Origin of the sequence: Campylobacter sp. BCW_4319 (assembly GCF_001764435.1) — a bacterium.
Lineage (GTDB): Bacteria > Campylobacterota > Campylobacteria > Campylobacterales > Campylobacteraceae > Campylobacter_D > Campylobacter_D jejuni.
The window spans coordinates 60,065-84,330 of sequence record NZ_MKAQ01000014.1 but is presented as its reverse complement, the minus strand read 5'-3'; the positions used below and the strand labels follow the sequence as shown (position 1 = coordinate 84,330).

23 protein-coding genes and 1 pseudogene are annotated in these 24,266 nt (G+C 30.6%); 16 read left to right on the top strand and 8 right to left on the bottom strand.

Annotated features, from left to right (window positions below):
* The 9 genes from AJN56_RS05190 to AJN56_RS05150 all read left to right on the top strand — a co-directional run bounded on the left by AJN56_RS05190 (position 1) and on the right by AJN56_RS05150 (position 10,412).
* A complete protein-coding gene (locus tag AJN56_RS05190) occupies positions 1-2,340 on the top strand; it encodes a PEP-utilizing enzyme (protein WP_070246324.1) in 2,340 nt (779 codons plus the stop codon).
* Entirely contained in the window at positions 2,331-2,933 is a 603-nt protein-coding gene (locus AJN56_RS05185; protein ID WP_002859688.1) for a gamma-glutamyl-CDP-amidate hydrolase, read from the top strand. The genes AJN56_RS05190 and AJN56_RS05185 overlap by 10 nt, the downstream gene beginning before the upstream one ends.
* 1 nt (position 2,934) lies before the next feature.
* Positions 2,935-3,696 (top strand): CTP:phosphoglutamine cytidylyltransferase, encoded by a 762-nt coding sequence (locus tag AJN56_RS05180; protein ID WP_002825812.1) that lies wholly within the window; start codon positions 2,935-2,937, stop codon positions 3,694-3,696.
* On the top strand, positions 3,686-4,198 hold the full coding sequence (locus AJN56_RS05175) for a cytidine diphosphoramidate kinase (protein ID WP_002868493.1): 513 nt from the start codon (positions 3,686-3,688) through the stop codon (positions 4,196-4,198). Before AJN56_RS05180 ends, AJN56_RS05175 begins: the two co-directional genes overlap by 11 nt.
* Positions 4,195-6,264 (top strand): capsular polysaccharide biosynthesis protein, encoded by a 2,070-nt coding sequence (locus AJN56_RS05170; protein ID WP_002878886.1) that lies wholly within the window; start codon positions 4,195-4,197, stop codon positions 6,262-6,264. Before AJN56_RS05175 ends, AJN56_RS05170 begins: the two co-directional genes overlap by 4 nt.
* Positions 6,261-7,445 carry a capsule polysaccharide modification protein KpsS gene (gene kpsS / locus AJN56_RS05165; RefSeq protein WP_002857981.1) on the top strand — a complete coding sequence of 395 codons (1,185 nt, stop codon included), beginning with the start codon at positions 6,261-6,263 and terminating at the stop codon, positions 7,443-7,445. The genes AJN56_RS05170 and kpsS overlap by 4 nt, the downstream gene beginning before the upstream one ends.
* A gap of 71 nt (positions 7,446-7,516) precedes the next feature.
* Entirely contained in the window at positions 7,517-8,638 is a 1,122-nt protein-coding gene (locus tag AJN56_RS05160) for a membrane protein (RefSeq protein WP_002869134.1), read from the top strand.
* Positions 8,635-9,996, top strand: coding sequence for a cytochrome P450 (locus AJN56_RS05155; protein ID WP_002869133.1), 1,362 nt, complete (start codon positions 8,635-8,637; stop codon positions 9,994-9,996). Before AJN56_RS05160 ends, AJN56_RS05155 begins: the two co-directional genes overlap by 4 nt.
* The gene (locus tag AJN56_RS05150; RefSeq protein ID WP_002862076.1) at positions 9,993-10,412 is read left to right on the top strand and encodes a hypothetical protein; all 420 of its coding nucleotides are present in this window, start codon (positions 9,993-9,995) and stop codon (positions 10,410-10,412) included. The genes AJN56_RS05155 and AJN56_RS05150 overlap by 4 nt, the downstream gene beginning before the upstream one ends.
* Here AJN56_RS05150 and acpS read toward each other — a convergent pair whose 3' ends face one another.
* Together acpS and fliL are read right to left on the bottom strand one after the other, a co-directional pair.
* The gene (acpS, locus tag AJN56_RS05145) at positions 10,413-10,760 is read right to left on the bottom strand and encodes a holo-ACP synthase (protein ID WP_002825806.1); all 348 of its coding nucleotides are present in this window, start codon (positions 10,758-10,760) and stop codon (positions 10,413-10,415) included.
* Positions 10,760-11,296, bottom strand: coding sequence for a flagellar basal body-associated protein FliL (gene fliL, locus AJN56_RS05140; protein ID WP_002855429.1), 537 nt, complete (start codon positions 11,294-11,296; stop codon positions 10,760-10,762). The genes acpS and fliL overlap by 1 nt, the downstream gene beginning before the upstream one ends.
* Positions 11,297-11,398: 102 nt before the next feature.
* On the opposite strand from fliL, the pseudogene pgmL reads away from it, so the two are divergent.
* A pseudogene (gene pgmL / locus AJN56_RS05135) lies at positions 11,399-12,788 on the top strand (phosphoglucosamine mutase PgmL).
* Between the two features lie 47 nt (positions 12,789-12,835).
* A complete protein-coding gene (locus AJN56_RS05130) occupies positions 12,836-13,213 on the top strand; it encodes a DUF1090 domain-containing protein (RefSeq protein WP_002875241.1) in 378 nt (125 codons plus the stop codon).
* Between the two features lie 32 nt (positions 13,214-13,245).
* Here AJN56_RS05130 and rsfS read toward each other — a convergent pair whose 3' ends face one another.
* Together rsfS and nadD are read right to left on the bottom strand one after the other, a co-directional pair.
* Entirely contained in the window at positions 13,246-13,572 is a 327-nt protein-coding gene (rsfS, locus tag AJN56_RS05125; RefSeq protein ID WP_002825802.1) for a ribosome silencing factor, read from the bottom strand.
* A gap of 27 nt (positions 13,573-13,599) precedes the next feature.
* A complete protein-coding gene (gene nadD / locus AJN56_RS05120) occupies positions 13,600-14,145 on the bottom strand; it encodes a nicotinate (nicotinamide) nucleotide adenylyltransferase (protein WP_070246322.1) in 546 nt (181 codons plus the stop codon).
* Positions 14,146-14,204: 59 nt separating this feature from the next.
* Here nadD and gap point away from each other — a divergent pair, with 59 nt between their 5' ends.
* From gap to AJN56_RS05095, 5 genes are read left to right on the top strand one after another with little or no spacing between them, the layout of a single operon-like run.
* Entirely contained in the window at positions 14,205-15,203 is a 999-nt protein-coding gene (gap, locus tag AJN56_RS05115; RefSeq protein WP_002780453.1) for a type I glyceraldehyde-3-phosphate dehydrogenase, read from the top strand.
* A 2-nt stretch (positions 15,204-15,205) separates the two neighbouring features.
* Positions 15,206-16,408 carry a phosphoglycerate kinase gene (locus AJN56_RS05110; RefSeq protein WP_002871986.1) on the top strand — a complete coding sequence of 401 codons (1,203 nt, stop codon included), beginning with the start codon at positions 15,206-15,208 and terminating at the stop codon, positions 16,406-16,408.
* Positions 16,405-17,076: a triose-phosphate isomerase gene (locus tag AJN56_RS05105; RefSeq protein ID WP_002871985.1), complete on the top strand. Its 672-nt coding sequence runs from the start codon at positions 16,405-16,407 to the stop codon at positions 17,074-17,076. The genes AJN56_RS05110 and AJN56_RS05105 overlap by 4 nt, the downstream gene beginning before the upstream one ends.
* 3 nt (positions 17,077-17,079) lie before the next feature.
* Positions 17,080-17,904, top strand: a complete 825-nt coding sequence (fabI, locus tag AJN56_RS05100) for an enoyl-ACP reductase FabI (RefSeq protein ID WP_002780456.1) — start codon at positions 17,080-17,082, stop codon at positions 17,902-17,904.
* A gap of 3 nt (positions 17,905-17,907) precedes the next feature.
* Entirely contained in the window at positions 17,908-19,401 is a 1,494-nt protein-coding gene (locus AJN56_RS05095; RefSeq protein WP_002875245.1) for a hydrogenase small subunit, read from the top strand.
* Here AJN56_RS05095 and feoB read toward each other — a convergent pair.
* The 4 genes from feoB to purB all read right to left on the bottom strand — a co-directional run bounded on the left by feoB (position 19,398) and on the right by purB (position 24,258).
* A complete protein-coding gene (feoB, locus tag AJN56_RS05090) occupies positions 19,398-21,239 on the bottom strand; it encodes a ferrous iron transport protein B (protein WP_070246320.1) in 1,842 nt (613 codons plus the stop codon). The two genes, AJN56_RS05095 and feoB, sit on opposite strands and share 4 nt — an antisense overlap.
* Positions 21,236-21,460 (bottom strand): ferrous iron transport protein A, encoded by a 225-nt coding sequence (locus tag AJN56_RS05085; protein ID WP_002779147.1) that lies wholly within the window; start codon positions 21,458-21,460, stop codon positions 21,236-21,238. Before AJN56_RS05085 ends, feoB begins: the two co-directional genes overlap by 4 nt.
* A gap of 81 nt (positions 21,461-21,541) precedes the next feature.
* Complete coding sequence (locus AJN56_RS05080) at positions 21,542-22,882, bottom strand: MmgE/PrpD family protein (protein ID WP_002855354.1); 1,341 nt, start codon at positions 22,880-22,882, stop codon at positions 21,542-21,544.
* 8 nt (positions 22,883-22,890) lie between these two features.
* Positions 22,891-24,258 (bottom strand): adenylosuccinate lyase, encoded by a 1,368-nt coding sequence (gene purB, locus AJN56_RS05075; protein WP_002869130.1) that lies wholly within the window; start codon positions 24,256-24,258, stop codon positions 22,891-22,893.
* Positions 24,259-24,266: the final 8 nt, after the last annotated feature.

The window sequence follows — 24,266 nt, the reverse complement described above, 5'->3', positions numbered from 1 at the left end:
ATGGCGGAGTTAAAATTTAAAACCAAAGCACAAAATTTAAAAAATTTACAAACAAAATTAAAAAAAGCAAAAGTTCTACCTTTGGTTTTAACTTCGCTTGAAGAATTAATATCAAATGAAGATAAAGTTTTACAGGGCATTCAAACTTTAAAGGCTAATAGACTCATTATAAGAAGTTCTTCTTTAAGTGAAGATAGTATGAAAAACTCCAATGCAGGCGCTTTTCTTTCTTTGGCAAATATTAAAGCTGATTCTAAAGATGAGTTATTAAAAGCTTTATATGAAGTTGCCAATTCTATGCCATCAAAAAGCGATGAAATTTTAGCTCAACCTATGCTTGAAAACATTATTCTTTGCGGTGTTGGTTTTAGTGTTGATAAGGATAATTTTTCCCCTTATTTTTGTCTTCAATATGATGAAAATGGTTCAAATAGCTCTATTACAGATGGAAGTAGCAAGAGTGCAAAAACTTACTATCATTACAGAGATTATTTAGAATTTAAAGATATTAGACTTCAAAAAATTATAGAACTTATAAAAGAATTAGAAGTTTTATATGATTATCATTTTTTAGATGTTGAATTTGCATTTGCTATTCAAGATAATAAGGAAGAACTTTTTTGCTTGCAAGTGCGTCCTTTGGTTATGCATGAAAAAAATAATTTATTTCATTCTTTACCAAAAGAAGCTTTATATAGATTTTATAAACGTTTTGAGTCTTTAAAAGAATCAAGATCTAGAGTTTTGGGAGATAAAGCCATTTTTGGGGTAATGCCTGATTGGAACCCAGCTGAAATCATAGGGTTAAGACCTAAGCGTTTAGCTTTTAGTTTATATAAAGAAATCATTACGGATAATATCTGGGCGTATCAAAGAGATAATTATGGTTATAGAGATTTAAGATCCCATCCTTTAATACATTCTTTTTTAGGCATTCCTTATGTGGATGTAAGATTATCTTTTAATTCTTTTATACCAAAAAAATTAGATGAAAATATCGCGCAAAAACTTGTCAATTTTTACTTAGATAAGCTTAATAAAAATCATGAATTGCACGATAAGATTGAATTTAATATTGTTTATTCTTGTTATGACTTTAATAGTTCTAAAAAATTACAAGAACTTTTAAATCATGGTTTTAATGAAAATGAAATCAAAAGATTAGAATTTTCATTATTAGAACTTACAAATAAGATTATTAATCCTAGATCAGGGCTTTATTTAAAAGACATACAAAAAGCTTATAAGCTAAAAGAAAGATATGATGGCATTATTAATTCTAATTTTTCTTTAATTGATAAAATTTATTGGCTTATTGAAGAATGCAAGCGTTATGGAACATTGCCTTTTGCGGGAGTGGCTAGGGCTGCATTTGTAGCAATGCAACTTTTAAATTCTTTAGTTGAGATTGATTTTATAACTAAAGAGGAAAAAGATGATTTTTTAAATTCACTCAATACAGTGAGTAAAAATTTAAGCAAACAAACAAACCATCTTAATTTTCACAACAAGGATCAATTTTTGAAAGATTTTGGACACTTAAGAGCAGGAACTTATAATATTTTATCTCCAAGATATGATGAAGATTTTGAACTTTATTTTGATGTGGATCAAAAAGATAGTAAAGTTTATTTACAAGATAAAGCTTTTGTTTTTTCAGAAGAAAAGACAAAAGCTTTAAATGCCTTACTTAGAGAACATGGACTAGAGATTAATGCTTGTGAATTTTTTGATTTTTTAAAGCAGGCTATCGAGGGTAGAGAGCTCGTTAAATTTGAATTCACTAGATTGCTTTCTAAGGCTATAGTTTATATAGAAGAATTAGGCAAATATTATGGTATTGAAAAAGAAGATTTGGCTCATCTTGATATAAAAAGCATTTTAAATCTTTATTCTAGTCTTTATTCTATAAATCCAAAAGAGCAGTTTGTAGAAGAAATTAATCGCAATAAAAAAGAATATGAACTTACACAAGCTATAAAACTTCCTTCTTTACTTTGCAATGCCGATGAAATTTTTTCTTTTTATAATCATAGTATTATTCCAAATTTCATTACACAAAAGAACATCACTGCATTTACGGCGAAGGAAAATGATAAAGATTTAGAAGGAAAGATTGTTTTAATTTATGCAGCAGATCCTGGATATGATTATTTATTTACAAAAAATATAGCAGGACTTATTACATGTTATGGGGGTGCTAATTCACATATGGCCATTCGTGCCTCAGAACTTGGAATGCCTGCTGTTATAGGAGTTGGAGAAGAAAATTTTGAAAAATATTTAAAAGCTAAAAAAATAAATATAGAATGTGAAAGTGAGCAAATATTTTGTTTATAGGTATTACTCAAAGGCTTATTTGCAACGAAAGTTATCATGAAGAAAGAGAATGTTTGGCTTTGGATTGGGGAAAATTATTTAATAAAGATTTATTTAAAAATTTTACTCCTCTTCCTCTTAGCTATGAAATAGATTTTTCTCATTATAAACATCTAATAAAAGCTGTGATATTAAGCGGTGGCAATGATTTAAGTTTTTATAGTCCTAATGTTTTATCTAAAAAGAGGGATTTATATGAAAAGCAAGTTATAGAAATTTGTTTAGAAGAAAAAATACCACTTTTAGGAATTTGCAGAGGGGCTCAGATGATAGCTCATTATTTTAACAGCCATATAAGTCCTTGTGAAAATCATATAGGCAAACATGAAGTATTTTTCTCAAAAGAAAAATTTATAAGCAATTCTTTTCATAATTTTGCTATTGAAAAATTAGGCGAAGATCTTGTAGAACTTTGCTTAGCAGAAGATAATACCATAGAAGCTTTTAAACATAAGTATGAAAATATTTTTGGTATAATGTGGCATATTGAAAGAGAAAATGGGCTTAATAATATTCAAATTTTAAGAGAGTGGTTTAGTTTAATCAAGGAATAATATGAATGCAATTATCTTAGCAGCAGGTTTTGGATCAAGGCTGATGCCTTTAACAAAAGATCAACCAAAGTGTATGGTTGAGTATAAGAATAAAAAAATCATAGATTATGAAATCGAAGCTTTAAAATCAGCAGGTATAAATGAAATAGCTGTTGTGGGTGGATATTTAAACGAAGTGCTAAAAAATTATCTTAATAAATATGATATCGAGCATTTTTTTATTAATTCAAAATATGATAAAACCAATATGGTTCATACTTTTTTTTGCGCTAAAGATTTTATATTAAAATGCATCGAAGAAAAACAAGATTTGATTATTTCTTATGCGGATATTGTTTATTTTCAAGATTGCGTGCAAAAGCTTATAAATGCCAAAGAAGAACTTGCTATAGTAGTTGATAAGTCTTGGCGTAAGCTTTGGAGCAAACGCTTTGCAAATCCTTTAGAAGATGCTGAAACATTAAAGATGACAAATGGTTATATTATAGAACTTGGAAAAAAAGCTAATGCCTATGATGAGATAGAAGCTCAATATATAGGACTTTTTAAATTTTCTTATCAATTTCTTTCCGAAGTTATTGCTTTTTATGAAATGCTTGATCGAGATATTTTATATGATAATAAAAATTTTGAAAATATGTACATGACAAGTTTTTTGCAAGCTTTAATTGAAAAATACAACAACGCAAAAGCAGTGGAAATTGATGGCAATTGGTGTGAAATTGATTTTATGAGTGATTTAGAGGTGCAAATTGATAAATAGTCCTTATATTATTTGGCTTACTGGTTTAGCTGGAAGTGGAAAAACAACTATAGGTCAAGCTTTGTATGAGAAATTAAAACTAAAATATAAAAATCTTATTTATCTCGATGGAGATGAGTTAAGAGAAATATTAGGACATTATGCATACGATAAACAAGGTCGCATAGATATGGCTTTGAAAAGAGCTAAATTTGCAAAATTTTTAAACGATCAAGGTATGATAGTTATTGTCACTACGATTTCAATGTTTAATGAGATTTATGATTACAATAGAAAGCAATTAAAAAATTATTATGAAATTTATATAGAATGCGATATGCATGAATTAATGCAAAGAGATCAAAAAGGGCTTTATACTAAGGCTTTAAATAAAGAAATTAATAATGTAGTTGGTGTTGATATAGAATTTGATAAACCAGAGGCTGATTTAGTGATTGATAATTCTTGTCGAAATAATTTAGAAGAAAAAGTTGAACTTATAATAAAGAAATTGGCATTGTGAAGTATTACTCAGCATCAAAAAAACTTATTGCTAATGCTAGAAATTTTTATACTATTTCTTTGTATAAGAAAAATTTAAAAATCAAAAAAGATGATCTTTTCTTTGGTTGGGGACGCAAAAAATCAGGTTTAAAAGCTATGAATTTAGCTAAAAAATATAAGGCTAAATTCATACTTTTAGAAGATGGATTTATCCGCTCATTAAACTTAGGGGTTGAAAATAGCCCAAGTTTTTCTATGGTTAAAGATGATATAGGCATTTATTATGATGCAACAATGCCTTCAAAGCTTGAAAATCTTTTAAATACTTGTGAATTTAAAGATGAAGAAATCAAGCAAGCTAAAAAAGCTATAGAGCTTATCAAAAAATATAAAATTAGCAAGTATAATAACAATCTCGATATTCCAGATAATTATTTTCAAAAAGATGAAAAACGCGTTTTAATCATCACTCAAACGGCCAATGATGCCTCTCTTGAATTTGGGCTTGCTAAAGATTTTAAAACTCTTGATATGATAAAAGATGCCATAAAAGAAAATCCTAAATCTACAATTTATATAAAAATCCATCCAGATGTTTTAAGTGGTAAAAAACAAAGTGATTTAGATTTAAATTCCTTACCTAAAGAATGTATTTTAATCACTGAAAATTTTAATCCCATAGCCTTGCTTGAGTTTTTTGATAAGGTTTATACCAAAACTTCTGGTATGGGTTTTGAAGCTTTGATGCAAGAATGTGAGTGTATTTGTTATGGCATGCCTTTTTATGCGGGCTGGGGTCTAACAAAAGATAAATTAGAGTGTAAAAGAAGGATGCAAAAAAGAAGTTTAGAAGAAGTTTTCTATGCTGCTTATATACTTTATGCTGAGTATTTTAATCCTTATTTAAATCAAAAAAGTAATATTTTTGATACTATTCAAACTTTAGCAAAATATAAAGATATAGAAAAGGTAAATTCTAACAAGCTTTTTATGCTAGGCTTTACCCTATGGAAAAGGCATTTTATCAAGCCTTTTTTTAAGGCTAAAGATAATGAAATTATTTTTTTAAATTCTTTAAAATCTTTAGCTAGATATAAACTTAAAGAAAATGATAAATTTTTCATTTGGGGTAAAAGGATAGATTATAACGCTCTTAAAACTACTCTTATAAAAAAAGCGCAAGATGAGAATTTGCTCCATTTTACTCCCAAAATTTCTTTAGTTGAAGATGGATTTATTCGCTCAATCTCTTTAGGTTCTGATCTTACGCGCCCTTTTTCTTTAATTGTTGATGATAAAGGACTTTACATAGATCCAAATAAAGCAAGTAAATTAGAAGAGCTTTTGCAAAACGAAATTTTTGATGAAAATATGCTAAATAGGGCAAAAAATATTATAAAAATCTTACTTGAGAACCGCTTTTCAAAATACAATGGCTTAAAGCATGAAGACTTAAAAATCAATGCCAAAATAGGACAAAAGATTATTTTAATCCCTGCTCAAGTTGAAGATGATGCTTCGATGATTTTAGGGGGTTTTGGCTTATCTACTCTTGATTTGCTTAAGGAGGTGCGTGCTAAAAATCAAGATGCTTATATCATCTTTAAACCCCATCCTGATGTGTTAAGCGGTAACCGTGTAGGTTTAAAAGATGAAACACTCATCTTGGAATTTTGTGATGAGATTGTAAAAGATTGCAGTATTGATAGCGCTATAAAAATTGCTGATGAAATTCACACTATTACTTCTACAAGTGGTTTTGATGCTCTTTTAAGGGCTAAAAAAGTTTTTACTTATGGTATGCCTTTTTATGCGGGCTGGGGTTTAACAAAAGATAAATATAGATGTGAAAGAAGAATAAGAAAACTAAGCCTAGAAGAGCTTGTAGCAGGTGCTTTAATCATATATCCAAGATATATAAATCCTAAAACAAAAACTTTATGTGAAATTGAAGTTTGTTTAGATATAATGCTAAATTTACAAAAAGCTTATTTTTCAAAAAAATATATAAAATTGGCAATAGATTTTAAAACTTTTATGCTTAGAAAAATAAGAAGATTTTATGAATTTTTAGCAAAGAAATGAGATTTAGCACTAAAATTAAAAAAGAATTTAGCGGTAAAAATGTTTTACTCTTGCAAGGGCCTGTGGGAAATTTTTTTCATCATCTTGCAGTGAAAATGAGAAAAAACCAAACCAAAGTTTTTAAACTCAATTTTAACGGCGGAGATTTTTTTTTCTATCCTAGCGGAACGAGGTGTAAGTGTGATGAAAAAGATCTTGAAAATTTCTATAGAGATTTTTTTCAAAATAAAAAAATCGATGCTATTTTAATGTATAATGATTGTCGCATTATACATGCTAAGGCTATTAAAGTGGCTAAAGAATTAGGAATTGAAATATGGATTTTTGAAGAAGGATATTTAAGGCCTTATTGTATTACTTTGGAAAAAGATGGGGTGAATGCAAATTCTTCTTTACCGCGTGATAAAAATTTTTATCTTTCTCAAAATATTTTTACCAAAGAAAGCATAAAAGAAATTCCAGGTGGATTTAAATTTATGGCTTTTGATGCTTTTTTGTATTGGTTGTTTGCTTTTATTTTGGCTCCATTTTTTAACAACAAACTTCATCATCGCACTTTATATCCTTTTGAATTTTTATTTTGGTTTAGATCATTGTATAGAAAGTATCTTTATAAGATTACAGAAAAAAAACTAAATGAAAAGATTTATAATTTAGAAAAAAAGTACTTTTTGGCGATTTTACAAGTTTATAGCGATACGCAAATTAAATATCATTACAAAAAAAGCATAGAGCACTTTATAGAGGAAACCATACTTTCTTTTGCAAACCATGCAAGAGCTAAATCTTATCTAGTTTTTAAACACCATCCCATGGATAGGGGCTATAAGAATTATTTTAAACTTATAAATGATTTAAGTCGAAAATATCATGTAGAAGGAAGGGTTTTATATGTTCATGATACCCACTTGCCAGTTCTTTTAAGAAAGGCTTTAGGTTGTATTACTATAAATTCAACAGTAGGCCTTAGTGCTATTTTAGAAGGCTGTCCGACTAAGGTTTGTGGCAATGCTTTTTATAATTTTGAAGGCTTATCTTATCCAAAAAAACTTCAATTTTTTTGGCGTGAAGCTCATGCTTATAAACCCAATCCTGTTTTGGTATGTAATTTTAAAAAATATCTTTTACAAACTAATCAATTCAACGGCAATTTTTATAAAAATTTCTTTTTAGACAAATAAGACTAAAAAGCTTTGATTAAGAGAGCTTTTAAAGCAAAGTTGTTATAATTAAAAGCAAAAAGAAATATTGTATGGATAGGGAAGTATTTTATATAGCAGGATATGATCCTAAAAGTTATAGATTTTATTATGATTTATTTAAAAAAAACCTAAAAGATTATTCTCATACTTTTAATATTAAAGCTGATTTAAGTAAAATTGAAAAAAATGAGCAATTTCCTTTTTTTAAAATTTCTTGCGAGGGAGTGCAAACTAAATATCATTTTTTAACATGGAATGATATTGTTAAGAAAAATTGGTCGGAAAATTACAAAGATGCCTTAGCGGATTGTTATAGTTTTTTTAGAATTTATACTATCACAGGACTTTTTATCAAATTTGGTAAAGAGTCGATTTATCAACTTATCACAGGTTATTATCCTTTTTTTTATGTGTTATTTTCTTTACTATTTTCTTTGGTTTTAGCTTTTGGAAGTTTTGCTTTTTTGCAAAATTATATGCATTTTTCTTTAGCTATCATCATAGGATGTTTTTTAGGATTTTTGCTAAATCATTTTTTATTTAAATTAGGTAAGAAATTAGCTGTATTTTGGATAGCAAGAATTTGTGCTTTTTGTGCTACTTGGCAAGATAAAAAAACAGGCACTATGCAAGAAAGAATCAAGCTTTTTGCAAATACCATAGTAGATAAGCTAAAACAAAATGAAAATAAACAAGATTATGAACTTGTTTTAGTAGCACATAGTGTTGGAACTATAGTTTGTATAGAAGTTTTGGAGTGTATTTTAAGACAAAATTTAGATTTATCTTTACTTCATAAGTTAAAAATTCTTACTCTAGGAGAATGCATTCCTTTAGTGAGTTATCAAAAAAAAGCGGATGAATTTAGAAAGAAGCTTGAATTTGTTTCAAGGTTTGATTTAAAATGGTATGATTACACATCGATTATTGATGGAGCATGTTTTCCTCAAGTGGATTTTTTCCGCACGAGTGGCGTAAATGCTAAATTTACACCTCCATTTTTAAGTGCTAAATTTCACACTTTATATGAAAAACATGAGTATAAAAAAATAAAAAGAGATAAAAACAAAGCGCACTTTTTATATCTTTATAGTATTAGTGTTAAAGGTGATTATGATTTTTTTTCTTTCATCATAATGCCTAAATTTTTAGAAGAAAAGGTAAAAATATGAGTGAATGCCCCTTTTTTCCAAAACCTTATAAAAATAAAGCTTCTACGCTCTTAACTTTTTTGTTAAAGCGTAGATCTTGGCTTGACGGGCTTTATGAGCGTAGTTATAAAATGCAAACAGGCTATGTGAAGATGCCAAATTTTGATCTTTATGTCATAAATGATACTAAAGAAGTTAAAAGAATGATGGTTGATGAGGTTAGAGAATTTCCTAAAAGTGCATTTTTACATGAGCTTTTAAGTCCGCTTTTAGGGGAGAGTATTTTTACTACAAATGGTGAAGTTTGGAAAAAACAAAGAGAACTTTTGCGTCCAAGTTTTGAAATGACTCGTATCAATAAAGTGTTTAATCTCATGAGTGAAGCTGTGGCAGATATGATGGATCGTTTTAGCAAGTATCCAAATCATGCTGTTATCGAAGTAGATGAAGCTATGACTTTTATTACCGCTGATGTTATTTTTCGTACCATTATGTCTTCAAAACTCAATGAGGAAAAAGGTAAAAAAATCTTAAATGCCTTTGTGACTTTTCAAGAGCAAAGTGTGCATACAGCCATGCGTCGTATGTTTCGTTTTCCAAAATGGCTTTCTTATGTATTAGGAGATCGTAAGCGTGCTAAGGCCGGAGATGTGATTAGGCAGGTTTTAAGTGACATCATAAAACCAAGATATGATATGGCAGATAATGCAGAATTTGAAGATATTTTAGGATCTTTGCTTTTAGTAGTGGATGCGGATACGAATAAGCGTTTTTCTTTTGAGGAAATTTTAGATCAAGTAGCTATGCTTTTTTTAGCAGGACATGAAACCACAGCAAGTTCTTTGACATGGACGCTTTATTTGCTTAGTCTTTATCCTAAGGAGCAAGAAAAAGCTTATGAGGAGATTACTCAGGTTTTACAGGGTGGAGCCATTGAAATTTCGCATCTAAGACAGTTTAAATACTTAATAAATATTTTTAAAGAATCTTTAAGGCTTTATCCTCCTGTTGGATTTTTTGCAAGAGAGGCAAAAAAAGATACCCAAGTTAGAGATAAGCTTATTAAAAAAGGTTCTGGGGTGGTGATTGCTCCTTGGTTGATACACAGACATGAAGAATTTTGGACAAATCCGCATGGATTTAATCCTTCTCGTTTTGAAGGAGAATACAAAAAAGATGCTTATTTGCCTTTTGGGGTAGGGGAGAGAATTTGTATAGGACAAGGTTTTGCTATGCAAGAAGCGATTTTGATTTTGGCTAATATTTTAAAAACTTACAAACTAGAACTTGAAGAAGGTTTTGTACCTGATGTAGTAGGGCGTTTAACAGTGCGTTCGGCTAATGGTATGAGGATAAAATTTAGCAAAAGAGAGCTATGAAAAGAGTTAGAACTAAAATTCGTGCCAATTTTCGTCGTCGTGTAAAACGCACCTTAAAAGGAAGCTTAAAAGAAAAATTAGCAGGGACTATCCTGCTTTGTGCAATAGTACCTTTAGCAGTTTTAGGATATCTTTTTATCGTGATTATAGGAACTTTTTTTAATACCGCACGAGCAAGACAGGGTGTTAGAGCCTTAGATCATTTTGTAAATGCAAGCTTGTTTAATGGCTATGCTTGGGAGAGCGTTTCTTCTCATGCGTGGCGTGAAAGAAATCGCAAAAAATGGGCAAGGATTGTTATAAAAATCACAGATTTTTTTCAAAAAGATCATTGTAAAAGAGCAAATAAAAGAGAACAACCTGTGGTGGATTTCATACTTTCAAGAAATTTAGACAAGCAAACTATAGGAAAATAATCAAACTATAGCCACTATGGCTATAGCAAAACCATTATCATGAGAAATACTTAGGGAAGTTTGAGTGATATTAAAATCTTTTGTAATTTTTTGAGAATATTTTAATTTAGGCGCGTTTTTTTCATCTTTTGATATTTCAATATCAAAAAAACTGCATAATTCACAAATTCCAACACCTAAAGCCTTGCTAGCGGCTTCTTTAGCAGCCCAAAGACCTGCCAGAGTTGCTGGATTTTTAATGAGTATTTGTTCTTTTGGGCTTAGAAATTTATCCAAAAAATTTTTGCCATGTCTAGAATGAATTTTTTCTATCCTAGAAATGGCGATGATATCACAGCCTACACGCATTAAGAAACTACAAAATCCGTAAAATAAACATTTTTAATAAAGCCATCGGTTAAAATTTCATTGATTTTTCCAACTAGCTCATCTTTTAAACGTTCTTTGCCTTTTTGTGTGCTTACTTCTTCAAAAGTTTTAGCTGTTAATGTACGAATAATAATATCACGGATCACTGGAACTTTTTTGTCAAGTTCAGGTTTTAAAAGCTCGCTATTTTGTTCTAGTTCTATAGTGCATTTTACATATCTTGAACCACTATCGCTAAGTAAATTTAGGGTAAAAGGATCAAGTGGATACATAGGACCTATATTAGCAAAATCACTACCTCGCTGAGTAGGAGCTGAAACTTTAGGTTTATCGGCTTTTGCCTCTTCTTTTGGAGCTTCTTTGACTTCACTTTCATCACTTGAACTGCTTGAAATAAGCCAAGCAATCACTCCCATAATACTAAGAAGTAAAACAAAAAGTAAAATAACAATAATAATTACAAGTGAACCACCTTTTTTCTTTTTCGTTTCTTCGTTTTCTAATTCTTCATCCATAAATTTTCCTTCATTTAGTGAAATTAATGTAAAATTGTAGCAAAAATTTCTTTTCTATCCAAATTTGCTTTAGAAAAACGATAAATTTAGGTTAAAGAAGAGATGAATTTGAAGGAAAATAATGTTAGATGTGATTTTTAGAGAATATGATATAAGAGGACTTTATGGCAAAGAACTGAATGAAAAAAGTGTTAAGGCTATAGGTTTTTGCTTAGGACAAACCATGCTAAATAAAGGCTGTAAAAATGTAAGTGTGGGTTATGATGCAAGATATAGTGCAAATGAGCTTTTTAATTATCTGGTGAGTGGACTTAACAAAGCGGGAATAAAAATCTATGATATAGGGCTTGTGCCAACTCCATTGGGGTATTTTAGTCTTTATGAGGGCTTGAAATTTGATGCAAATGTTATGATAACAGGCTCTCATAACCCAAAAGATTATAATGGTTTTAAAATCACTATCAATAAAGAAAGTTTTTTTGGCGTAGAGTTAAAAGAGTTTTCAAAAGAAGTTTATAAGTATTTAGATGATGATATTGAAGAAAATTTAGAAGTAGAAAAATACGATATTTTAAACCTTTATGTGAAATTTATGTGCGAGCAATTTAGCTTTTTAAAGGATTTTAATTATAAATTTGGTGTTGATTGCACAAATGGTGCGGCTGGAGTAGTGATAGAGCCTTTAATTAAAGCTTTAAATTTAAAAGCTCATGTAATGTTTGCAGAGCCTGATGGACAGTTTCCAAACCATGCTCCAGATCCTACAGAAGAAGAAAACTTAAGTGCGATTAGAGAATTTTTAAATCAAAATCAAGATTATTCTTTAGCTTTTGCTTTTGATGGGGATGCTGATAGAATGGTTGCTTTGAGTAAAACTCATGTATTTTGTGGGGATGAGCTTTGTTATTTGTTTGCTAAAGATATCCCTAATCCACGCATTTTAGGTGAGGTAAAATGTTCTAAAAATCTTTTTGATGAAGTGGCTAAATTTGGAACTATTTTTATGGGAAAAACAGGACATTCTAATATCAAAAAAATGATGAAAGAAAAAGATATTGATTTAGCTGCTGAAGTGAGTGGGCATATTTTCTTTAAACATAGATATTTTGGTTATGATGATGGAATTTATGCATTTTTAAGAGCCTTGGAGCTTGTTTATAAAGGTTTTGATCTAGAAAGTATGATTAAAGCTTTACCAAAACTTTATACTACACCTGAAATTAAAATTCCTGTAAATGAAGAAGAAAAATTCAAACTTGTGGAAGAATTTCAAAAAGAGATTGAAAAAGGAGCTTTAAAAGGTGTTAAAAGTCTTTGTGAAATTGATGGAGCTAGGATAGATTTTGGCGATGGATGGGCTTTACTTCGTGCATCTAATACCAGCCCTTATCTTATCACACGCTTTGAGGCAACATCTTTAGAAAGAGCAAAAGAGCTTGAAAGTATGGTATTTACTTTGTTTAATGATATAAAAGCTAGATTTAAGAATTGATGAGATAATATTTCGCGATTTAAATTTATCTTAAAAAGGAATAAAAAATGAAAAAAATACTTGTTCTACTTACGCTATGTGCTTTTGCTTTTGGTGCAAGTGAATGCGATAAAAAAATTGATCGTATTAATAAAGAAATCAGTTTTTCTAAAGCACATAATGACACAGCTAGAACTTTAAGTTTAGAACTTGCTTTAAAGCAAGTGCAAAATGATTGTACTAAAGATCCTATGTTTTATGATAAAAAACTAGAAGCTAAAAAACTTAAAGAACAAGAAGTGGAAAAAATCGAAAAAGAACTCGATGCTTTACATGATCAAAAAGACTATATGAGCAAGGTTGAGTATAAGGCTAAGAAAAAAGCTTTAAAAGAGCAAAAAGAGAAAATTAAAAAAGAGATTGAAGAATATATCGATAATCTCTAAAAATTAAAAAGGCTAATTAAATTTTAGCCTTTTTAAACCCTGCCTTTTTTAAGGTTTTCTAGTAATTCTTCTATATTATAAATTCCTCTGTGTTCTGGTGTTAAAAGATGGATTAAAATATCGCCAAGATCAATCACGCTCCATTCTTCGCTACTATCTATGTTTAAAAATTCCTCACCTTTGGCTTTAAGTTGTGTTTTAAGCTCATCGATCAAGGATAGAGCGTGTCTTTCTCCTAAAGTAGCTGCAATAATGACATATTTTACAAAGTATTCTTGCTCGCTCATGTCAATGGTTTTGATATTTTCAGCTTTTTTTTCATCTAAAATTTTAACGATTAAATCTATTCTTTCTTGCATTATTGTCCTTTAATTTTTGAAATTGTATCAATTTTTTTGTAATTTTTCATAATATTTTTTTACTTCATCTTTAATTTCTTCACAAACCTCATTTGTATTTAAAGTGTCGCGTATGAAAGAAGAAGCGATTTTTTTATTGGTTTTTAAATCTTTGAAATTCTTAGGAATTCCTATATCATTGCGATTGGCAATAACAAATTCTACTAAAGAATTGAGTTTTTCAAAATCATGCCAAAGATGAAGTTTTTCTAAATGATCTGCGCCAATTAAAAGATAAAATTTACTAGGATTATAAAGCTTATAAAGATACTTAATACTTTCTATGCTAGGAACAGGGCGTTTTTGCCTGATTTCAAAATCGCAAATTTCAACTTTTGGTAAATGTCCCCAAAGTTTTTTAACCCATAAAAATCTTTGCTTTTCATCAGCACTAAAACTTTTTTTAAAAGGATTGATATAAGTAGGCATAATAATAAGTTTATCAATATCTAATTTTTCCAAAGCCTCTAAAACAACGCTATTATGTCCATTATGTGGTGGATCAAAACTGCCACCAAAAAGTGCTATCTTCATTAAAATTTTAACCTTTTTTTTGTAGAATATTAACATTATATTTTGCAAAAGGAAATTAAATGGCTGTAAAAGTTGCTATAAATGGTTTTGGACGCATAGGCAGATGTGTTGCAAGAATCATCTTAGAAAGAAATGATATTGAGCTTGTGGCGATAAATGATACTACGGATATTGAACTTACAAAATACCTTTTTAAATACGATACAGTACATGGTGAATTTAAAGGCAGTGTTGATAGTGAAGGCGATGATTTAGTGGTAAATGGTAAAAAAATCAAAGTATTTAAAAGTCGCAATGTAAAAGATCTTGACTTTGCAAAACACGGCGCACAAATTGTTTTAGAGTGTACAGGAGCGCATTTAACTATGGCAAAATGTCAAGAATTTATAGATATGGGAGTGCAAAAAGTGATCATGAGTGCTCCTGCAAAAGATGATACACCTACTTATGTTTTAGGAGTAAATTCAGAACTTTACAAGGGTGAAAGCATTATTTCTAATGCAAGTTGTACAACAAATTGTTTAGGTCCTGTTTGTCGTGTTTTACAAGATAATTTTGGTATAGAAAAAGGACTTATGACAACAATACATGCTTATACAAATGGACAAAGTATTATTGATGCTAAGGCCAAAGATAAACGCCGTTCTCGTGCTGCAGCGCAAAATATCATTCCAACTTCTACAGGCGCAGCAAAAGCTATGAAACTTGTTATGCCTGAACTTAATGGCAAGCTTCACGGACAAAGTATGCGTGTGCCAGTGATTGATGTATCAAGCGTGGATTTAACTGCGCAGCTAAGCCGTAAAGTCAGCAAAGATGAAATCAATGAAGCTTTTAGAAAAGCTGCAGCTACAAATTTAAAAGGCATTTTAATGGTGGATGATGATGAAAGAGTTTCAAGCGATTTTATCACTTGTTCTTATGGAGCTATTGTAGCAAGTGATTTAACTCAAGTGATTGCGGATGATTTTATCAAGGTGATTGCTTGGTATGATAATGAATGGGGTTATTCAAGTCGTCTAGTAGATATGGCAGTATATATTGCAAATAAGGCTTAATCATGAGTGATATTATTTCTATAAAAGACATTGATTTAGCTAAGAAAAAAGTTTTTATAAGATGTGATTTTAATGTTCCTCAAGATGATTTTTTAAATATCACTGATGATAGACGCATAAGATCAGCTATTCCTACGATAAGATATTGTTTGGATAATGGATGTAGTGTGATTTTAGCCTCTCATTTAGGGCGTCCAAAAGAAATTAGCTCCAAGTATTCTTTAGAACCTGTTGCTAAGCGTCTTGCTAGACTTTTAGATAAAGAAATTGTTATGGCAAAAGATGTTATCGGCGAAGATGCAAAAACCAAAGCTATGAATTTAAAAGTGGGTGAAATTTTACTTCTTGAAAATTTGCGTTTTGAAAAAGGCGAAACTAAAAATGATGAAAATTTAGCCAAAGAACTTGCTTCTATGGTTCAAGTTTATATCAATGATGCTTTTGGAGTATGCCATAGAGCACATTCTAGCGTGGAGGCTATTACTAAATTTTTTGATGAAAAACACAAAGGTGCAGGATTTTTACTCCAAAAAGAAATTGATTTTGCAAGCAATCTTATCAAACATCCAGCACGTCCTTTTGTCGCTGTTGTTGGAGGTTCAAAGGTAAGTGGAAAACTTCAAGCATTGACAAATTTATTACCAAAGGTAGATAAATTAATCATAGGCGGAGGTATGGCATTTACTTTTTTAAAAGCCTTAGGTTATGATATAGGAAATTCACTTTTAGAAGAAGAACTTTTAGAAGAAGCTAATAAAATTCTTACTAAAGGTAAAAATTTAGGAGTGAAAATTTATCTTCCAGTAGACGTTGTAGCCGCTCCTGCGTGCTCACAAGATGTGCCGATGAAATTTGTTCCAGCACAAGAAATTCCAAATGGTTGGATGGGTTTAGATATAGGACCTGCGAGTGTGAGACTTTTTAAGGAGGTGATTTCTGATGCGCAAACGATTTGGTGGAATGGACCTATGGGTGTTTTTGAAATTGATAAATTTTCAAAAGGTAGCATTAAAATGAGTCATTATATCAGCGAAGGACATGCAACTTCTGTTGTTGGAGGCGGTGATACGGCTGATGTGGTTGCGCGCGCAGGTGATGCAGATGAAATGACTTTTATTTCCACTGGAGGTGGCGCTTCTCTTGAACTTATAGAAGGTAAAGAACTTCCAGGCGTAAAAGCTTTAAGATCTAAGGAAAATGAATGATCTTTGCTGCAAATTTAAAATGCAATCACACAAGAGCAAGTTTTAAAATTTATGCTGAAATTTTAAATAAAACTATAGGGGTAAAATGCGATGATATTATCGTTTTCCCACCTAGTGTAGCATTTTTAGAAAAAGAAAATAACTTCATACAAGGAGCCCAAAATTTTTATCCTTGTGTTAATGGTGCTTTTACAGGCGAGCTTGGAAAAGAACATTTGGACGAATTTGGGATCAAATGCGTTTTAATCGGGCATTCTGAAAGAAGAGCTTTAGGAGATGAAGAATTTATTAAGGCTAAATTTGATTTTGCTAAAGAGCATGGTTATAAAATTGTTTTTTGTATAGGTGAAAATTTAGATACAAAAAATTCAGGCAAGACTTTAGAGTTTTTAAAAAAACAACTTGAAATTATTGATTTAAATTATGAAAAACTCATTATCGCTTATGAGCCTATTTATTCTATAGGAACGGGAGTGAGTGCACAAAGTACAGATATCGCTAAAGTGCTTGAATTTTTAGCGAGTTTAACCAAGGCACCTTTGCTTTATGGTGGAAGTGTGAATGAAAATAATATCAAAGAAATTTTAAGTGTAAATCATTGTGGTGGAGTTTTGATAGGCTCTGCAGCTTTAAAAGTAGAAAATTTTATAAAATTAATCAAAGGATAAAAGATGATTATGAAGGGTAAAAAAGGCCTTATTGTAGGGGTTGCAAATAATAAATCTATCGCTTATGGCATAGCAAAAGCATGTTTTGATCAAGGAGCCGAGCTTGCTTTTACTTTTTTAAATGATGCTTTAAAAAAACGTGTAGAACCTATAGCACAAGAGTTTAATTCTAATTTTGTTTATGAGCTTGATGTAAATAATAACGAGCATTTAGATTCTATCGCTGAAAAAATCAAAAAAGATTTAGGTGAGATTGATTTTGTAGTACATGCGGTTGCTTTTGCTCCAAAAGAAGCTTTAGAAAATTCTTTTTTAGAAACTTCAAAAGAAGCTTTTGATATAGCTATGCAAACTTCTGTGTATTCTTTACTTTCTTTAACACGTGCGGTTTTACCTATTTTAAAAGATAAGGGTTCGATTTTGACTTTAAGTTATCTTGGTGGGGTTAAATATGTACCTCATTATAATGTTATGGGTGTAGCAAAAGCCGCACTTGAAAGTTCTGTGCGTTATTTAGCAAGAGATCTAGGAGTAAAAGGAATTCGTGTTAATGCTATTTCAGCAGGTCCTATTAAAACTTTGGCAGCAAGTGGAATAGGGGATTTTAGAATGATTTTAAAATACAATGAAATCAATTCTCCTTTAAAACGCAATGTTAGTATAGAAGATGTAGGCAATTCGGCTATGTATTTACTTAGCGATTTAGCAAATGGTGTTACAGGTGAAATACATTATGTTGATGCAGGATATAACATCATGGGTATGGGCGATGTTGAAAAAAATGAAGAAGGGCAAACTGTTCTTTGTTGGGATAATCAAAAAGGATAAAAAATGGCAAAGCTTAGCAATGAAGAATTAAAAAATATACTTGAAGATCGCATTAAAAAACTTGAGAATTCTACTTTAAAAGAGGATAAGGTTATCAATGAAGAAAGTGTAAAAATTCTTGCTAGGCATTTATCTTTAGGCAATGAAATTCCAGCTCTTGCTCAAAGATTTTTTCAAATCGCACCTAAAACAAAGTTAGTATGGCTTCATCTTTGTGAATGTACAGGGTGTAGCGAGAGTTTGTTGCGTTCTGAGTTGCCAAGTTTTGATGAGCTTATTTTTGATTTTTTTTCTTTAGAATATCATGAAACTTTAATGGCGGCAAATGGCACTAAGGCTGAAGAGCTTTTAGAGTATGTTTTAGAAGAAGATTTTATTTTAGCGGTTGAAGGTGGTGTTGCAGCCATTGATACCTTTTTTCTTACTATAGGAGCGCAAGGAGAGAGTGGCTATGAAATTTTAGAAAAACTAGCCGCTAAAGCCAAGGCTATCTTTGCAGTGGGTACTTGTTCAAGTTATGGTGGTATTCAGGCTGCTTATCCAAATCCTAGTAAAACTTGTGGTATTAGCGAAGTTTTAAGTCAGAAAGTAGTAAATATTCCAGGTTGTCCTCCAAGTGATATAAATATCATTGCGACTTTAAGTTTTTTTGCTTTATTTGGAGTTTTGCCTGAACTTGATGAGCAAAATCGTCCTGTGTGGGCTTATGGTAAATGTTTGCATGATATGTGTGAAAGAAAGGCGAAATTTGAAAGTGGGATTTTTGCTGAACATTTTGACGATGAGGCTGCAAAGAATGGGGCTTGTTTATTTAAGATAGGTTGTAAAGGACCTTATACTTACAACAACTGTCCTAAAGTGAAATTCAATGCTAAAACTTCTTGGCCAGTGGCTGCAGGACATGGTTGTATAGCCTGTAGTGAGAAAAATTTTTGGGATGAGTTTGGGAATTATGAAAAGCCTATGGCAAATATTTTTTCTTACGCTAAACTTTGTAATGAAGAGTTAAAACAAGAATTTTTTCTAGAAGAGCAAATTAAAATTTTAGAACAAATAGATTTTGAATTTGAAAGCAATATAAAACTTATTTTACAAAATATAGCTAAAAATAAATTAGGTACTTTGCTTGTAGAAAATTATAAAAAATCTTTTGAAAAAAACTATGCTTTTATAGAACAAAATTTTGATGAAAATCCTATGCCTTCAAAAGATTTTTGGAAATATCTTGAGATAAGCTTTATTTTAGTTAAAGGCGAGTTTTTAAAAGATAAGAATGATTTTTTAATTGCGGCAAAAAATTACGCTTTTAAACATGCAAGTCCTTATGATTTTAAGTTAAATATGAACGCTGAAAAACCAAAGCTTGATGTGAGTAAATCTTTTCGTATGACTTTAATCTATCTTTGCGGCGGACTTGATTTTGAAGGTGTTGCTTATAGCATTTTAAAAGCTTTTGAAGATAATATCGCTAAAATTTCATCATTAAAAGCAAGTTAATTTAATAAAATTTTAGCAATATGAAGTCCTATAAAAGCTACTATATAAGCACTTGTACAGGTAAAAAGAAAGAGAAAGAGAGTGTATTTTAGCTTTCCACTTTCTTTTGAAAAAACTATAGTTGCTGCAAAGCAAGGATTATAAATCATTACAAATAAAATAAAAGCCACTGCACTTGGTATAGGTATATTTTTGGCAATAATTCCTTTTAAATCATTATTTGTTTCATCTACATCTTTTCCTAGTGAATAAAGTACTCCCATAGTTGAGATCATCACTTCTTTAGCAGCCAAACCACTGATTAAAGATACGCTTAATTTCCAATCTAACTCAAGGGGTTTAAAAATAGGTTCTATGCCTTTGCCAAATTGTCCTAAATAACTTTGTTCTATAGCTCTTTCTTGAGCATTAAAATCATTTAAATTTTCTTCACTTTTTGGAAAATTACTAGCAAACCATATAAGCAAAGAGGCCAAAAGTATGAAAGTTCCTGCTTTTTTAAGATACATTTTGGCTTTATTATAAACCATAAACCAAATTAAATGCCAATTTGGCATACGATATTTTGGCATTTCCATAACAAAAGGTTCATCAAGTCCACGAAATGCTGTCATTCTTAAAAATTTTGCAGCAAAAAGTCCTAAAATCGCACCTAAAATATAAATTCCAAAAAGATAATTTCCTGCTTTTTCACTTGGAAAAAAAGCACCGATAAAAAGCACATATACAGGAAGTCTTGCCCCGCAACTCATAAAATTGATCACAAAAAGAGTTAAAAGTCTATCTCTTTTGTTCTTAAGAGTGCGTGTAGCCATAAAAGCAGGTACCGAACAACCAAAACCAGTGATTAGCGGAATAAAGCTTTTACCATGCAAACCAAATTTATGTAAAATCCCATCAAGTAAAAAAGCTACTCTTGACATATAGCCTGTGGTTTCTAAAAGAGCTATGCCTAAAAATAAAATCATTATATTAGGCAAAAAAAGTATCACAGCACTAACACCTGCGATAATCCCATCAGCCAAAGCTGAAGCGATAAAGGTATTAGAAATATTGTTTTTAACAAATTCACCTAAGGCATTAAAGCCTGATTCTATATAATCCATAGGAATTTGTCCTAAGCTAAAGGTGAGTTGAAATAAAAGCCACATTAAAAATAAAAATATAGGTAAGCCAAAGAATTTATGGATAAGTAAGGCATCGATTTTTTTGGTTAAATTTCTTTCTTCTTTTTTGTGCGTGATAATTTTTTTTGAAAGTTCATTAATAAAATATAATAAATCTTCTTTTTCTGGACTTTTTTCGCAAAGCGGAGTGTAAAATTGGGATCTTGGAATAAATTTACTTTCAAATAAAATAATAATTTTTTGCAGCAAAAGTTCTAAATTTTCTTTTGTTTTTGCTGAAATTTCAACAACTTGACTTTGAAATTCTTGGCTTAAAATAGAAGTGTCAAGCTCTATGCCTTCTTTTTTGGCTTCATCGCACATATTTAAAGCTAAAAGCATTTTTTTATTAAGGCTTAAAAGTTCTGCACTAAGGATAAGATTGCGTTCTAAATTGGTAGAATCTAAAACATTAATAATAACATCATAGTCATTTTGATTTAAAAAATGACGTGTGATTTTTTCTTCTTCGCTATATCCATCTAAAGAATAAGTTCCTGGTAAATCAATGACTTCAAATTCATAGTTTTTGTAAAAAGTTTTTGCACTTGCTTTTTCTATAGTAACTCCGCTAAAATTTCCTACTTTCATATTGGCTTTGCAAAGCGCATTAATAAGAAGACTTTTGCCTACATTAGGCTGACCTACAAGGGCTATTTTGATTTTTTTCATATAAGATTCACTTCTATGGTTTTAGCTTCATCAGATCTTAGGATAACACAACTTGTATCAAGTTCTACCATTATGGTGGCATTTTTTAAAGAGGAGTGAATTTTTTTCAAGTTTTTATTTTTAATAAATCCAAAGCTTAAAAGTCTATTTTTGAGTTCTTTGTGAGCGTTTAAATTGACAATAATAGCCTTTTGTCCATCTTTTAACTCGTTTAAAGTCATTGTAATTCCTAAATTAATAATAAATATTATAATAAAAAAGTGTAATGAAATTATCCTTCTTGTAAAAAGAAGGATAAATATTTAAAAAGAAAAGTGGTTTAAATTTTCTAGATTGATGATTTGATCTAGAATTTTGTTAGCTTTAGCATTATCAAGGTAAATTTGTGCATTGGCTAAAAATTTAGCTTTTAATTCTTCAAAACTTAGTGGATTATCAAAATTACCTTTATTGATAAAAACATCTTTTTGGATTATGTGTCCATCTTGCAAACTGGCTTCTAAATGCCCTGGAAAATATTTTGGAAAGCCTTGAGATTTCCTTTTTTCGTAACTGATTTTTTTAGCAAATTCTAGTACTTCTTCACGCTTTAAATTTTCATAAGAATTAAGAGTGATTTTGCCATCAAAGAATCCTAGAGCCATTAAAAAAGGCATGGAAAATTTAGCTTCATAAGCACTATTTGGAGTGTATTTTGCTTCCAAAGGATCACAGATAAAAGAAATAGGAACTTCATCTACAAAACAATGAATACTTTTAATTTCATCAGCTTTTAAACCATCATTTTTTAAAGCAATAGCACAATCAATAAGCCCATGAGCAAAATGACAACTTGGATAAGGCTTGATTGAAACTTGCATAGTTTGCCAAATTTCTCCTAAGGCTTTGTTAAGTTCTGTTTTATCGCATTCTTCTTCTATGCCAAAACATTTAAAGATATTATCCCTACCTTCAAAAATACTCAAAGGTCCACTCATATTGTTTTTAGCAAAATGAGCTACCATAATGCCGTTTTTAATAGCATTGGCAATATGTAAAACTTTTGAATTGGATCCATTGGATAAAAACTCATTAACCCCACTTGCAAAACTTCCTGCAAGTCCTAAAGCATTGATGATTTGTTCTTTGTTAAGATCTAGTAAGATTGCACTTGCACTCACGCTTCCAAAAATTCCTGCAATAGCAGTAGTATGAAAACCACGCTTATGAAAAGTACCTTTGCTTGCAATGCCTACTCTAGCTGCAATTTCCCAGCCTATTATAAAAGCTTTGATGATTTTTTTCGCATCTTTGCTAACATGAAAACCATAACTTAAACAAAGTGGAGTTAAAATCGCACTTGCATGCAAAATCGCTTCTGTATGCGTATCGTCAAAATCTAACGCATGAGAAGCAATGCCATCTAGCATGGCTGCGTATATAGGATCTAATTTTTGATCATTTATCCAAATAGGAGTATTTTTTTCTGTGCTTAAATTTTCAAAAGCTTTAAAAGCATTTAAAACACATTCTTCTTTGCTTGCTGCTATAGCTGTTCCAAGGCTATCAAGCATAAGCTCTTTAGCCCTTTGAACAACTGCATTAGGGATATTTTCATATTTAAGATTGAAAATAAAATCCGCTAAAATTTCACTATAGAACATGATTTTTCCTATTTTAAGATAGCGCTATTTTTGATTTTTGCCAAAAATTCATCTACAAGTTTTGGTGCATATCCTACATAACTTGTTGCATCAAGTAAAGCATCGATTTCTTTTTCTTTCAATACCTTAGATACTCTTTTATCTGCAAGTAAAACTTCTTTAAAAGTTTTTTGTTTTTCTATACCTAGCATAGCATTTTCATAAACAATTTCATGGGCATGTTGTTTTCCATAATGATCGCTTAATGCAAACATAACACGCTCTGCTAAAACAAAACCATTAAGAGTATTTAAATTTTTAAGCATTTTATCTTTTTTTACTTCTAAATCGCTAAGAGCGAATTTCATATTTGCTAAAACCACAGAAAGCATTAAAAACATTTCAGGTAAAAGCTTCCATTCCATTTTCCAAACTTGACCATCTCTTTCATGTTCATGTCTTTCAATATCACTTAAAATGGCTAAATTTGCTTTAAAAGCATTGCTTACTGTAACTGCATTTTCACTTACTGCAGGATTTCTTTTGTGTGGCATAGTGCTTGATCCTACTTGTCCTTTGCCAAAAGGTTCAGCAACTTCATCAATTTCATTATGCGAAAGGATTAAAATTTCATGAGCGATTTTGTTAAAGGTTGTGTTGATATTACCTAGTACAAAACCAAGTTCTATAAAGCGATCACGTGCAGGTTGCCAAGAAATATTAGGCACATCAAGTCCTAAATTTTCTAAAGTGAGTTTTTCTACTTCATTGCACTCATCACTTAAACTTGCTTTAGTTCCTACAGCGCCTACTATACTACCTACATAAAGTCTTTTTTCAAGTTCAAGTATTCTTTCAAAATGACGCTCAAGTTCGCTTAACCAAATAGCCACTTTATGTCCAAAAGTAATAGGCAAAGCTTGAAGTGCTAAAGTTCTTCCCATCATAGCAGTATTTTTATGGGTTTTAGCTAGTTTTGCTAGGGCTTTTGCGATAGCTTTTAATTCGCTTTTTATAAGAGTCATTGCTTCTTTAAATTGTAAAACCAGTCCTGTATCGATGATATCCTGAGTGGTTACTCCAAAATGTACATATTCGCCTAAATTATTATCGCAAGCTTTTTCTAATCCTCTTACAGTAGGAACTAAAGGGTGTTTGGTCTTTTTAAATTCAGCAAAGATAAAGTCCATATCCATAAATTTATAATGAGCTTTTTTTGCGATCTCATCAGCTGCTTTTTTAGGGATAATTTTAAGTTTTGCTTGTGCTTTTGCTAAAGCTGCTTCAACATCGAGCCATTTTTGTATGCGGTTTTGTTCGCAAAAAATAGCACGCATTTCCTGCGTGCTCCATGAGTCTGCTAGTAATCTATGATCAAATACGCTAATTCCTGTCATCTTATCTC